The following is a 13,059-nucleotide window of genomic DNA, read 5'->3' on the forward strand; positions in this document are numbered from 1 at the left end:
ACAATTCAGATACCCATGGGCGGTTCAAGCTTTGTCCACAACCTGCGCCTTGGCATCCGGCAAGGTGAAACCGGACACCGAACGACGCAACTGACTGGCCATTTTCGCCAGGTTACCGATGCTGTCGGCCGTGGCGGTGGAACCCGACGACGTCTGCGAGGTGATCTGCTGGATCACGTTCATCGTCAGGGAAATCTGACCGGCCGACGACGTCTGCTGTTGCGCCGCATTGGAAATGCTCTGGATCAACGCCGCAAGTGTCTTGGACACGCCTTCGATCTCTTCCAGGGCCACACCGGCATCCTGCGCCAGACGAGCGCCGCGCACCACTTCGGTCGTCGTCTGCTCCATAGAGATGACCGCCTCGTTGGTGTCGGTCTGGATCGCCCGCACCAGGGTTTCGATCTGCCGGGTGGCGGCGGACGAGCGCTCGGCCAGGCGCTGCACTTCATCGGCGACCACGGCGAAACCGCGGCCGGCGTCACCGGCCATGGACGCCTGGATGGCCGCGTTGAGGGCCAGGATGTTGGTCTGGTCGGCAATGTCATCGATCAGGCTGACAATGTCGCCGATTTCCTGTGATGACTCACCCAGGCGCTTGATGCGTTTGGCGGTGTCCTGAATCTGCTCGCGAATGTTGTCCATGCCGTGGATGGTGTTGTGCACCACCTCGTTGCCCTTGTTGGCGATTTCCACCGAGCGCTCGGCAACCGCCGAAGATTCAGCCGCGTTGGCCGACACCTGGTCAATGGACTCGGCCATGTCGTTGATCGCCATCGACGCTTCGGAAATCTGCTGGGCCTGATGTTCCGACGCCTGGGCCAGGTGCATGGCGGTGGCTTGGGTCTCCTGCACGGCGGCGGCGACCTGGCCGGCGGTGAGGTTGATGGTCGCGACCAGGTCGCGCAACTGGTCGACGGAGTAATTGATCGAGTCGGCGATGGTGCCGGTAAAGTCTTCGGTCACCGAGGCCGTCACCGTGAGGTCGCCGTCGGCCAGGTCTTCGATCTCGTCGAGCAGGCGCATGATGGCGTTCTGGTTACGCTCGTTTTTCTCGGCGGTTTCGCGCAACTGACGATTGGTTTCGCGCACCATCACCAGGCCGATCAGGATGATCGAAGCCAGCGCCAACAAGCCCAGCACATAACCGCCTATGGTGTCGGTGGTGCGCCCGCCGACCATGTTTTCAAAACCGCTGGCCAGGTGTGAGGCTTCGTCGAGCAGGGTTTGCGACAGGCTGAAAATGTTCGAGGCCGATTCGCGGACCTTGAACAGCTCCGGCGAGGTTTCGAGGATCTCGTCCACCGAGCCCGAGACGAACTCGAACAGCTCGGAGATTTCCGCGAGCCGCGCACGGGCGTCGCGGTCTTCGACCTGGCTGACCTTGAGCGCCGGGTCGCCCTGGAGCATGCCGTTGAGCACCTTGCCGAATTGCATCGCGTCACGTCCGAACGCATCGGCGGCCTGCTGTGAATTTTCGTCGCCGGCCAACACCGTGTTGACCGCGCCGAGGATCCGTTCGGCCAGCAGCGACTGGCGCTGGGCCATCGCCACCTGGGCCGCCGGGGCGCCCCGTTGCAGCAGGATCTCGACGACTTTTTCGTACTCGACCTGCAATTGCGGCACGGTTTCGGCCAAAGTCGCGGCGACCTGATGCAGCGACAGTACGGTTTGCTCGCTGGAGAGAATCGCATCGGTATTTTTCAGCAGGCGCTCCCAGTCCTGTTGCACCGCGCGCATCTCTGGACGCACAGTGGTGGGGGCTGGCGGCAAGCCGGTGGCCGGGTCACCCTTCTTCAGATAACCCCAGCGCCGGGCAAAATCGTTGCGCGCATCACTGAGCAACTTGAACGCGGCAGCCTTGCCGGCGGCGGCTTCGGTGGCGTTCTTGGCGATACGCTGGGACAGCACGCGCAGTTCGCCGGCGTGGCCGATGTACTGCTTGTCGTAGGTAGCCTGGGTGTTGAAGTACGCGAAATTGGCGAACAGCAGCATGATGAAGACGATCAGCGCGATGAACAGCACGATAATCTGCGACCGGCTGCGCGACCCTTCCATTGGCTTGCCTGCTTTTGCTTTTATCATCGGTCCTCGCCTGTTAACCCATTTCCGGGACTGCCCGCTCCCACATTGGATCTCTGTTGTTGCGCTTACACCGCGACGTTCATGAACCCCTGGGACTGCGTCAACGCAAACGGGCTGAACACTTGCCAGCACTGCTCACGCTGAAACCGGCCTTTGACGAACGCCGCCACCGGCCCCTTCAACTCGTCTGCCGGCACTGGCTCCAGGCTGTCCTGGGCAAAGTGCTGGAGGCCGAAGACTTCATCGACCAGCAACCCGGCAAACACCTCTTCATGTTCCACCACCAACACCCGCCGCTGCCGGCGCGCCGCCGAAAGCTCGTGCCCGAAGAAACCGCACAGGTCCATGACCGGCAGCAAACGCCCGCGCAGGTTGGCGACACCCTTGACCCAGGGTTTGACCCCCGGCAGCTGAGTGGAGCGCGGCTCGTGCAGGACTTCGCTGACTTCGCTCATGGGCGCGACATACCAGTGTTCGCCCAGGCGGAAACCGATGCCGCTCCAGCTGTCCCGACGGGCCGGCTGGGACGGCAAGTCCGCCGCCAGCAGACGACAGCGCTGGTCGATTTGCAGCAGCAACTCGAAAGCCGTCAGCGACTCGTTCATGGCCTGACGATCAACCGGCCAGCACGTTATTCAGGGTCTTGATCAGGGTGTCTTCATCGACCGGCTTGGTCAGGTAGTCCTTGGCGCCCTGGCGCGTGCCCCAGACCTTGTCGGTTTCCTGATCCTTGGTGGTGATGATGATCACCGGGATGTGCCCGGTTTCCGGGTCCTTGGTCAGTTGGCGGGTCGCCTGGAAGCCGTTGAGGCCGGGCATGACGATGTCCATCAGCACCGCATCGGGCTTTTCCTGGCGGGCCAGGGCCACGCCGTCGGCGCCGTTTTCGGCTTTCAACACTTCATGACCGTGCTTTTCCAGCATGCCGGTCAGTTTGTACATTTCGGTCGGCGAATCATCGACGATCAGAATACGTGCCATGGTCTTCCCCATTCTGGTCGACGCCGGGCCCGATGGCCGAGCGTCACTGTGCGTGTCCTACTGCGGCAAAACGGCGGCGAAGCCAGGAACATGGGCCTGGATCGCATCAAGCAATTCTTCCTTGCTGAAAGGCTTGGTCAAAAACTGGTCGGAGCCGACGATGCGCCCCTTGGCCTTGTCGAACAGCCCGTCCTTGGACGACAGCATAATCACTGGCGTGGACTTGAACGCGCTGTTGTTCTTGATCAGGGCGCAGGTCTGATAACCATCCAGGCGCGGCATCATGATGTCGACAAAGATGATGCCGGGGTGGTTGTCGACAATCTTGGCCAGGGCATCAAAACCGTCGATGGCCGTGATGACCTCACAACCCACGTTCTTGAGCAGCGTTTCGGCGGTGCGACGGATCGTCTTCGAATCGTCGATCACCATGACCTTCAAGGCGCTGGGGTGCCGTTCCATAAAATGCTCTACCGTCGCCTTTGCGAAACAAATTGTCCGTTTGCCGGTTAACGCGGCTCGAAACCCTTGATGCTCAAGGGCCAGCACGACATGGCAGCCTTTTTAGCACAGTCTCAAAAACCAATCTATCGGCTGACCCGCAAGGTGGTTTTTCCTTGACCGGGAACACACTCAGCGCCACTCTGACGCCACTTTTTTCATACCGATCCGGTAGCCAATTTTCGAGGAAAACCCAATGAGCGTTCGCGTCGGGATTGTCATGGACCCTATCGCCAGCATTTCCTATAAAAAGGATAGCTCGCTGGCCATGCTGCTGGCCGCGCAAAAGCGTGGCTGGGAACTGTTCTACATGGAACAGCGCGACCTGTATCAGGGCGAAGGCCAGGCCCGGGCCCGGATGCGTCCGCTGCAGGTTTTCGCCAACCCGGAAAAATGGTTCAAACTGGGCGCCGAAAGCGATGCATTGCTGAGCGATCTGGACGTGATCCTGATGCGTAAGGATCCGCCGTTCGACATGGAATTCGTCTACTCCACTTATCTGCTGGAGCAGGCCGAGCGCGCCGGCGTGCTGGTGGTCAACAAGCCGCAAAGCCTGCGGGACTGCAACGAGAAGCTGTTCGCCACGCTGTTCCCGCAGTGCACGCCGCCGACCATCGTCAGCCGTCGCCCTGACGTGCTGCGCGAATTCGCGGACCACCATGGCGATGTGATTCTCAAGCCGCTGGACGGCATGGGCGGCTCCTCGATTTTCCGCCACACCGCCGGCCACCCGAACCTCTCGGTGATTCTCGAAACCCTGACCCTGCATGGTCAGCAGCAAATCATGATCCAGGGTTACCTGCCGGCCATCGTCGATGGCGACAAGCGCATCCTGATGATCGACGGCGAGCCTGTGGATTATTGCCTGGCGCGGATTCCGGCCCAGGGCGAAACCCGTGGCAACCTCGCTGCCGGTGGTCGCGGCGAAGCCCGCCCGCTGACCGACAAGGACCGCTGGATCGCCGCGCAAGTCGGCCCGACCCTGCGTGAAAAAGGCCTGTTGTTCGTGGGTCTGGACGTGATCGGCGAGCACCTGACCGAAATCAACGTCACCAGCCCGACCTGCATTCGCGAGATCGATAATGCGTTTGGCACCGATATCGGCGGCATGCTGATGGATGCCATCGATCAGAAGCTCAAGGCACGTTGATTAGCCAAACCAACATTGCGTTATCATGCGCGGCCTGTGAAAACGCGATGTTGGTTTCCTTGTCATGACCCTCCCGTCCGATCTGCCTGCCGAACTCGCCCACCGTGGCGTGCGCCCGGTCGATCGCCTCGGTTTTACCCTGTTTCTGGCAGCGCTGATCCACCTGGCCTTGCTGTTGGGTGTCGGATTTTCAGTGGTCGAGCCCAAGCAGATCAGCAAAACCCTGGAAATCACCCTCGCTACCTTCAAGAGCGAAAAGAAGCCCGAGAAAGCCGATTTCCTGGCCCAGGAGAATCAGCAAGGCAGCGGCACCCTGGATAAAAAGGCGATTCCCAAAACCACCGAGGTCGCGCCGTTCCAGGACAACAAGGTACAAAAGGTCACGCCACCGCCGGCCGCCAAGCCTGAAACTCAGGAAGCCCCGCCCAAGGCTGCCGTAACCACCGTGGCGCCGAAGCCGAAAAAAGCCCCCGCCAAGACCGAGGAGCCCAAGACCGAGGTCAAGCCCCAGGTACAGGCGCCGACCTTCGACAGTGAGCAACTGTCCAGCGACATCGCCAGCCTCGAAGCGGAACTGGCCGCCGAACAACAGCTGTACGCCAAGCGCCCGCGCATTCACCGCTTGAGCGCGGCCTCGACCATGCGCGACAAGGGCGCCTGGTACAAGGACGAATGGCGCAAGAAAGTCGAGCGCATCGGCAACCTCAACTACCCCGACGAAGCGCGGCGCAAACAGATCTACGGCAACTTGCGCCTGATGGTGTCGATCAACCGCGACGGTTCGCTGTATGAGGTGCTGGTGCTGGAGTCTTCCGGGCAACCGCTGCTGGACCAGGCGGCGCAACGGATCGTCCGGCTGGCGGCGCCGTTTGCGCCGTTTACCGGGGATTTGTCGGATATCGACCGGCTGGAGATCATCCGCACCTGGAAGTTTGCCCGTGGTGATCGACTCTCAAGCAACTGATTCACCGCAAACCCCCTGTAGGAGCGAGCCTGCTCGCGATTGCGATCTGTCTGACACTTAAATGCTGGATGTACCGCCATCATCGCGAGCAGGCTCGCTCCCACATTTAATCTGTGTCGTTGCTGATATTCGGGGCATTTCCTGTGCATCCCCAGCTTGTCAGTTCGCCCCTCGAACGCCACACTAGCGGTCATGAAAAACGTCAGCCCCAGCTACCTCAAGCATCAATTCCTGATCGCCATGCCGCACATGGCCGACCCGAACTTTGCGCACACCTTGACCTATATCGTCGAGCACACGGCCAATGGCGCCATGGGGCTGGTGGTCAACCGTCCGCAGGATCTGAGCCTGGCCGATATCCTTGAGCAATTGCGCCCGGAAATCGAACCGCCAGCGCTCTGCCAGCATGTGCCGATCTTCATCGGTGGCCCGGTGCAGACCGATCGCGGTTTCGTCCTTCACCCCAAAGGTCTGAGCTTCCAGGCGACCGTTGATCTGGAAGACGAGCTGGCCCTGTCGACCTCCCAGGACGTGCTGTTCGCCATCGCTGACGGCGTCGGCCCGGCAAAAAGCCTGATCGCCCTCGGCTACGCCGGTTGGGAAGCCGGGCAGCTTGAAGCCGAACTGGCGCAGAACGCCTGGCTGAACTGCCCGTTCGACGCGGACATCCTGTTCAACACCAGCAGCGAACTGCGTCTGGAAGCGGCGGCCAAGCACCTTGGCGTCAACCTCAGTCTGTTGACCAGCCAGGCGGGGCACGCCTGATGGCCCTGAAGCTGATTCTGGGTTTTGACTACGGCACCAAACAGATCGGCGTCGCGGTCGGCCAGGTGATTACCGGCCAGGCCCGCGAGCTGTGCACCCTGAAGGCGCAGAACGGCATTCCCGACTGGAACCAGGTCGAAGCCCTCATCAAAGAGTGGAAACCCGATGCCGTGGTGGTCGGCCTGCCGTTGAACATGGACGGCACACCCAGTGACATGTGCGCCCGCGCAGAAAAATTCGCCCGGCGCCTGAACGGCCGCTTCAACCTGCCCTTTTATACCCACGATGAACGCCTGACCACCTTCGAGGCCAAGGGCGAACGCCTGGCTCGTGGCGGCCAGAAAGGCAGTTACCGCGACAACCCGGTCGATGCCATCGCCGCCGCCCTGCTGCTGCAAGGCTGGCTCGACGAAAACACCGCACTGTTTGAATCCTGAAGAGCCGCTGTGCGTCTCTCTTAGCTACAACCCGAGCCACTTCCCGCACAGGCTGGCTCGGGCCCAAGAAGGAGCAACCATGAGCCTGCCCAATCCCGCCGAACTGATCAGCCAGATGGCGACCCGACTTGACGCCTATCTGGCCAAACGAGGCATCAGCGACCCGCGCTTCATCGGCATCCGTACCGGCGGCGTCTGGGTGGCCCAGGCCCTGCTCAAGGAGCTGGGCAGCAATGAGCCCCTCGGCACTCTGGACGTATCCTTCTACCGCGACGATTTCAGCCAGAACGGCCTGCACCCACAGGTTCGCCCTTCGGCGCTGCCGTTCGAGATCGAAGGCCAGCACCTGGTGCTGATCGACGATGTGCTGATGAGCGGCCGGACCATCCGCGCCGCCATGAACGAACTGTTCGACTACGGCCGCCCGGCCAGCGTGACGCTGGTGTGCCTGCTGGACCTGGACGCCGGCGAACTGCCGATCCGCCCGAACGTGGTTGGCGCGACCCTGTCGCTGGCGGCCCACGAACGGGTGAAGCTGTCCGGCCCCGAGCTCGCGCTCGAACTGCAAGACCTCGCCCTTTAATTCGCCCTATTGAGAGTCCCCCTTGCGATGACGCCTCTAGAAACCAAGCGCCCGCTGCAGCTCAATGACCAGGGCCAGCTGCGCCATTTCCTCTCGCTCGACGGTTTGCGCCGGGAGCTGTTGACGGAAATCCTCGACACCGCCGATTCCTTCCTCGAAGTCGGCGCCCGGGCCGTGAAGAAAGTCCCGCTGCTGCGCGGCAAGACTGTGTGCAACGTGTTCTTCGAGAACTCGACCCGCACCCGCACCACCTTCGAACTGGCGGCCCAGCGGCTCTCGGCGGACGTGATCACCCTCAACGTGTCCACGTCGTCGGCGAGCAAGGGCGAAACCCTGCTCGACACTCTGCGCAACCTGGAAGCCATGGCCGCCGACATGTTCGTCGTGCGCCACGGTGATTCGGGTGCCGCGCACTTCATCGCCGAACATGTCTGCCCACAGGTGGCGATCATCAACGGCGGTGACGGCCGTCATGCGCACCCGACCCAAGGCATGCTCGACATGCTGACCATCCGTCGGCACAAGGGCGGATTCGAAAACCTTTCGGTGGCCATCGTTGGCGACATCCTGCACTCGCGGGTCGCGCGCTCAAACATGCTGGCCCTGAAAACCCTCGGTTGCCCGGACATCCGCGTGATTGCGCCGAAGACCCTGCTGCCGATCGGCATCGAGCAATACGGCGTGAAGGTCTACACCGACATGACCGAAGGCCTGAAAGACGTCGATGTGGTGATCATGTTGCGCCTGCAGCGTGAACGCATGACCGGCGGCCTGTTGCCGAGCGAGGGCGAGTTCTACCGCCTGTTCGGCCTGACCACCGCGCGCCTGGCCGGCGCCAAGCCCGATGCCATCGTGATGCACCCGGGGCCGATCAACCGTGGCGTGGAAATCGAATCGGCGGTGGCCGACGGCCCGCATTCGGTGATCCTCAACCAGGTGACCTACGGGATCGCCATTCGTATGGCAGTACTGTCCATGGCCATGAGCGGGCAGACTGCACAACGCCAATTCGAGCAGGAGAACGCCCAGTGAAGCTCAGCATTCTCGGCGCCCGCGTGATCGATCCGGCCAGTGGCCTGGATCAAGTAACCGATATCCACATTGAAGCCTGCAAAGTCGTCGCCCTTGGCGCTGCGCCAGCCGGCTTTGTCGCCGTCGACACGATCGACGCCAAAGGCCTGGTGGCCGCTCCCGGCCTGGTCGACCTCAACGTTGCCCTGCGTGAGCCGGGTTACAGCCGCAAAGGCTCGATTGTCAGCGAAACCCGCGCAGCGGCAGCTGGCGGCGTGACCAGCCTGTGCTGCCCGCCAAAGACCAAACCGGTGCTGGACACCTCGGCGGTGGCCGAACTGATCCTCGACCGCGCCCGTGAGGCCGGTAACACCAAAGTCTTCCCGATTGGCGCCCTGAGCAAAGGCCTGGACGGTGAACAACTGGCAGAGCTCGTGGCTCTGCGCGATGCCGGTTGCGTGGCCTTCGGCAACGGCCTGGAAAGTTTCCGCAACACCCGCACTCTGTGCCGGGCACTGGACTACGCAGCGACTTTCGACCTGACGGTGATTTTCAACTCCCAGGATTACGACCTGGCCGAAGGTGGTCTGGCTCACGAAGGGCCGACCGCCAGCTTCCTGGGCTTGCCGGGCATTCCGGAAAGTGCCGAGACCGTCGCCCTGGCCCGGGATCTGTTGCTGGTTGAACAGACCGGCGTGCGCGCGCACTTCAGCCAGCTCACCAGCGCACGCGGTGTGGAGCTGATCGCCCAGGCCCAGGCCCGGGGCCTGAAAGTGACCGCGGATGTCGCCCTGTACCAGCTGATCCTGACCGACGAAGCCCTGATCGACTTCAGCAGCCTGTATCACGTCCAGCCGCCGCTACGCACCCGCGCCGACCGCGAGGGCCTGCGCGCAGCGGTGAAATCCGGCGTGATCTCGGCAATCTCCAGCCATCACCAACCCCATGAGCGTGACGCCAAACTGGCACCATTCGGCGCGACCGAGCCGGGCATCAGCAGCGTTGAACTGCTATTGCCACTGGCGATGACCCTGGTCGAAGACGGCTTGCTGGACCTGCCGACACTGCTCAAGCGCCTGAGCGCCGGCCCTGCCGAGGCCTTGCGCCTGCCGGCAGGCAAACTGGCGGTGGGTGGCGCGGCGGACATCGTGCTGTTCGACCCTGCGGCCTCGACCGTGGCGGGTGAAAGCTGGCTGTCCAAGGGCGAAAACTGCCCGTTCATTGGCCACAGCCTGCCGGGTGTGGTGCGTTACACCCTGGTGGATGGGCGCATTAGCCACCAGGCGTAACTTCGCGTCGCCTGCATTCGCGGGCAAGCCCGCTCCCACAGGATTGAGATGAACCCTGTGGGAGCGGGCTTGCCCCGGGCGGCGTTCCGACGATGGCGTCTTAGAAGGCGCCTCTGTTCTGCGTATTGCGAACAGAGACCTGATCATTAAGCATCCAGACGTCATACAGCCCTCCTCCCCCCTCCTCCGTCATCCACTGCCTCTCCCCTAACAGCACATCCGCATCAAGTACATCTCTACAAGCGATGGCGAATAAACCTATCCAATGAACAGAAATTTCTGACTCATCATCATTTGTGCGAAAAGAACTTCGCAACACACAGAAACATCCTACAAAGTTATTGAATGCGGATTCAACGTCTATCATCTAGCATAAAAACAGCACAAGGAAACATCACTACAAACACCATGAACACAAAGCACTAATAAGGAGCAACACATGAAAAATGGACTTACTCTACCTCCTATCGTGACGAAAGGAACAACGGGGAACTCAGGCGGCTTCACAGTTAATCCTGGGTTTACTTGGGGAACCTATGGGACTGCAGATTGGCAGGGCGCAGGTGAAGCCATCATCACCAACGACGGGCAAACTTACTCACTGCCACTGTGCGACGGCCCCGTCATCTCCCCAGCCGAAATGGATATGTTCCATGATTGGCTAGAAATGAAAAGCGGTATAAAAGCCTTTACCTATGAGTTGCAAATGGTGGGCAGAGCAATTAACAACGACGCCCTCGGCGCCATTCAAGACCTTTGGAAAATCACGGAGAGTGACAACTACCTACTAAACAGCTCTTCGATCGTTACTCATGCCTATTTCAAAAACAAACTCGTAAATTTCAGTCTTGCCGACACCTTCGCAGCGCAACAAAAACTAAGCAACCTAGACGCCCTGATCAAAGTAGCATCGACAAGCCTGTACAATATCAAGTATGAAACACAAACAACCGAGCTATCAGGGGGAACATTTAGCGCTGTCAAAGCATTTGCTCACTACCTATGGGGAAATGGAGAGAAGCTGCGAGTCGACATAAACAACATAGGTCTCAACGTAAAGGCAAGTGAAATCCCGCTGTTAGCCAACACCATCGCCAGTACCAGAGAGTCCGGAAGGTACTATTTATCTGATCCAAAAGTACCTTACGAAACTAATGACGACAGCAAAATCACAGGACATTATCTAGGGCGAATAACATTGAAAATCGAAGGAGATTTTACAAGAGAAGAAAACAGCTCCTGGATTTTTGAAGGAACTGCAAAAGCCTATACTGACTTATACGACTTCAACGAAAGCAACAGATCAACACTACTCGAGATTTTAACCACAGCAGGCAGGGTATTCTCAGGAACGGATTATGAAATCGACATAACAGGAGAGCACAAAATAAGGCTAACTGGAACTGGCTTCCAGCCGGATCTGCACTAGATAAATCCGTTAGAGTTTTCAACTATCGACTGCACTCAAGAAGAGCCCACATGAAGACTCTCTACAAACACCTGAACTACATCTACCCTTTACTTTTAGCGATCACTTCCAGCGTAGCAATATTTACCATAGAAAAAAATTTGAGCACAGGCATTTACGACATAGATCGAGACTCAATCGGAATACCAATAGGTGCAATCCTGATTGCGGACTTAGTGTTATTCATATTTCACCTAATGCAAATATTTTTATACAGAAAAACCCGCCTCACCAATTCAACCTTAATAAAAATATCAGCATTAATAATTGCAATTGCATCGCTTGCGATTCTCGCCGACAGCATAAATTACTGGGCCACCCCAAACCACTTCATCATTTCAATCTTCTACAGCTTCAGCACAATGGCATTTTTAACGCTTCAACTTCAATTACTGAAAGCATTTCAGTAACCACTCATAGGCTGTAACTCAAGCAGGCAGATAGCTGGATCAGTCACCAGACGTAAAACCCTGCGGCGAGAGGGCCTGCCCCCCTCGCCGCAGAAATCAACGACTCTGCGCATTGCGCACCGACACTTGGTCATTCAACGTCCAGAAGTCATACAGCACGCCAATAAAGAACAGCCCTCCCGTCACCAGGTACAGCAACCCACTGATCCATTTCCCCTGATACATCCGGTGCACGCCGAACACACCAAGAAACGTCAGCAGGATCCACGCCACGTTGTATTCGATGGGGCCCGCGGTAAATCGCAGGTCCGCCTCGCGATCCATCGCCGGGATCAGGAAAAGGTCGATCAGCCAGCCGATCCCCAGCAAACCGAGGGTGAAGAACCAAATCGTCCCGGTCACCGGCTTGCCGTAATAGAAGCGGTGAGCGCCGGTAAAACCGAAAATCCACAGCAGGTACCCGATCACTTTGCTGTGGGTGTCTTGCTGCTGGACAGCCTGTTGATAGGGGTTCATGAATGACCTCGATTCCCACGATAGATAAATATTCTTCATTTCTTTGTGACTTTTTTACAGGCACCCGACGTATGGCAGATGCTACCTTCACTCCCGTCAAAGCCTTGTAACACCGGACTCCTGTCCGACAATTGCGCCATTTTGCCTCTTTTTTGCCACCATTGCCCCCCAGGTTGAATCGACCAACGGCCTCGGAAGCGGCAAAAAAGCTGTTATAAAGTTGCGCGCCACTTATTAAGAGCCTTGCCTAATGCGTTCATTTTTCAAGACATGGCTAACCATTTGCCTTTTGATGCCACTGGCCGCCCACGCCACCAATCGTGAGCAACGTCTTCCTAACGTTAATGGTTACACCCCAAAATCCCATGTTTCTGCTCCCTCGAGCAAAGACAAAAAATCCGCCAAATACGCTCCGAGCCTGGCCAGCAACAAAAGCGGCCTGGTTCCACCGATGGGCACCAAGGAAAGCAGCGACGTGCTGAGCCGCGCCGTGAACGTCCTTGGCACTCCCTATCGTTGGGGCGGCAGCAGCCCAAGCAAAGGCTTCGATTGCAGCGGCCTGGTGAAATACGCGTTCAACGACGCCACGTTCGACCTGCCACGCACCTCCAACGCCATGGCCAGCGGTCATGGGGAGAAAGTCGATCGCAACGACCTGAAGCCGGGCGACCTGATTTTCTTCAACATCAAGAGCCGTCGGGTCAATCACGTTGCCATTTATCTGGGCAACGACCGTTTCATCCACGCGCCACGTCGTGGCAAGTCGGTGAGCATCGACACTTTGAAGAAACCGTACTGGGAGAACCACTACGTGGTTGCCAAGCGGGTTCTGCCGAAAGAGCAGAATGCGTTGCGGGTTGTTCAGCGCTGATTTCAGTGCCCCCTCTCTGAAGGGGAGC

Annotated in this window: 15 protein-coding genes; 10 read left to right on the forward strand and 5 right to left on the reverse strand. The window is 59.0% G+C overall.

Going from position 1 to position 13,059, the window contains the following annotated elements:
- Window positions 1-24 precede the first annotated feature (24 nt).
- The 4 genes from AC3IX1_RS26845 to pilG form a co-directional block, all read right to left on the reverse strand.
- Window positions 25-2,085: a methyl-accepting chemotaxis protein gene (locus AC3IX1_RS26845; protein WP_489386413.1), complete on the reverse strand. Its 2,061-nt coding sequence runs from the start codon at window positions 2,083-2,085 to the stop codon at window positions 25-27.
- Window positions 2,086-2,150: 65 nt separating this feature from the next.
- The gene (locus tag AC3IX1_RS26850) at window positions 2,151-2,690 is read right to left on the reverse strand and encodes a chemotaxis protein CheW (RefSeq protein WP_046039266.1); all 540 of its coding nucleotides are present in this window, start codon (window positions 2,688-2,690) and stop codon (window positions 2,151-2,153) included.
- Window positions 2,691-2,700: 10 nt separating this feature from the next.
- Window positions 2,701-3,066 (reverse strand): twitching motility response regulator PilH, encoded by a 366-nt coding sequence (pilH, locus tag AC3IX1_RS26855; protein WP_007897961.1) that lies wholly within the window; start codon window positions 3,064-3,066, stop codon window positions 2,701-2,703.
- 57 nt (window positions 3,067-3,123) lie between these two features.
- Window positions 3,124-3,528, reverse strand: coding sequence for a twitching motility response regulator PilG (pilG, locus tag AC3IX1_RS26860; RefSeq protein ID WP_489326252.1), 405 nt, complete (start codon window positions 3,526-3,528; stop codon window positions 3,124-3,126).
- A gap of 235 nt (window positions 3,529-3,763) precedes the next feature.
- Here pilG and gshB point away from each other — a divergent pair, with 235 nt between their 5' ends.
- From gshB to AC3IX1_RS26905, 9 genes are all read left to right on the forward strand, one after another.
- Window positions 3,764-4,717 carry a glutathione synthase gene (gene gshB / locus AC3IX1_RS26865; RefSeq protein ID WP_489386414.1) on the forward strand — a complete coding sequence of 318 codons (954 nt, stop codon included), beginning with the start codon at window positions 3,764-3,766 and terminating at the stop codon, window positions 4,715-4,717.
- A gap of 64 nt (window positions 4,718-4,781) precedes the next feature.
- Entirely contained in the window at window positions 4,782-5,681 is a 900-nt protein-coding gene (locus AC3IX1_RS26870; RefSeq protein ID WP_489386415.1) for an energy transducer TonB, read from the forward strand.
- 192 nt (window positions 5,682-5,873) lie between these two features.
- Window positions 5,874-6,446, forward strand: coding sequence for a YqgE/AlgH family protein (locus tag AC3IX1_RS26875; protein WP_489386416.1), 573 nt, complete (start codon window positions 5,874-5,876; stop codon window positions 6,444-6,446).
- Entirely contained in the window at window positions 6,446-6,883 is a 438-nt protein-coding gene (gene ruvX, locus AC3IX1_RS26880) for a Holliday junction resolvase RuvX (RefSeq protein WP_056726497.1), read from the forward strand. Before AC3IX1_RS26875 ends, ruvX begins: the two co-directional genes overlap by 1 nt.
- Window positions 6,884-6,962: 79 nt before the next feature.
- A complete protein-coding gene (gene pyrR / locus AC3IX1_RS26885) occupies window positions 6,963-7,466 on the forward strand; it encodes a bifunctional pyr operon transcriptional regulator/uracil phosphoribosyltransferase PyrR (protein ID WP_489386417.1) in 504 nt (167 codons plus the stop codon).
- 27 nt (window positions 7,467-7,493) lie between these two features.
- Window positions 7,494-8,498 carry an aspartate carbamoyltransferase catalytic subunit gene (locus AC3IX1_RS26890; RefSeq protein WP_007939362.1) on the forward strand — a complete coding sequence of 335 codons (1,005 nt, stop codon included), beginning with the start codon at window positions 7,494-7,496 and terminating at the stop codon, window positions 8,496-8,498.
- The gene (locus tag AC3IX1_RS26895) at window positions 8,495-9,766 is read left to right on the forward strand and encodes a dihydroorotase (RefSeq protein ID WP_489386418.1); all 1,272 of its coding nucleotides are present in this window, start codon (window positions 8,495-8,497) and stop codon (window positions 9,764-9,766) included. The genes AC3IX1_RS26890 and AC3IX1_RS26895 overlap by 4 nt, the downstream gene beginning before the upstream one ends.
- Window positions 9,767-10,205: 439 nt before the next feature.
- Window positions 10,206-11,195 (forward strand): lipid II-degrading bacteriocin, encoded by a 990-nt coding sequence (locus tag AC3IX1_RS26900; protein ID WP_489386419.1) that lies wholly within the window; start codon window positions 10,206-10,208, stop codon window positions 11,193-11,195.
- A 50-nt stretch (window positions 11,196-11,245) separates the two neighbouring features.
- Complete coding sequence (locus tag AC3IX1_RS26905; protein WP_489386420.1) at window positions 11,246-11,644, forward strand: hypothetical protein; 399 nt, start codon at window positions 11,246-11,248, stop codon at window positions 11,642-11,644.
- A 96-nt stretch (window positions 11,645-11,740) separates the two neighbouring features.
- Here the strand turns inward: AC3IX1_RS26905 and AC3IX1_RS26910 are convergent, their stop codons facing one another.
- Window positions 11,741-12,160 (reverse strand): NINE protein, encoded by a 420-nt coding sequence (locus AC3IX1_RS26910; protein ID WP_489386421.1) that lies wholly within the window; start codon window positions 12,158-12,160, stop codon window positions 11,741-11,743.
- Window positions 12,161-12,410: 250 nt separating this feature from the next.
- Between AC3IX1_RS26910 and AC3IX1_RS26915 the strand changes: the two genes are divergently transcribed.
- The gene (locus AC3IX1_RS26915; RefSeq protein WP_489386422.1) at window positions 12,411-13,031 is read left to right on the forward strand and encodes a C40 family peptidase; all 621 of its coding nucleotides are present in this window, start codon (window positions 12,411-12,413) and stop codon (window positions 13,029-13,031) included.
- Window positions 13,032-13,059: the final 28 nt, after the last annotated feature.

Source organism: Pseudomonas sp. KH_046_2 (assembly GCF_057838985.1).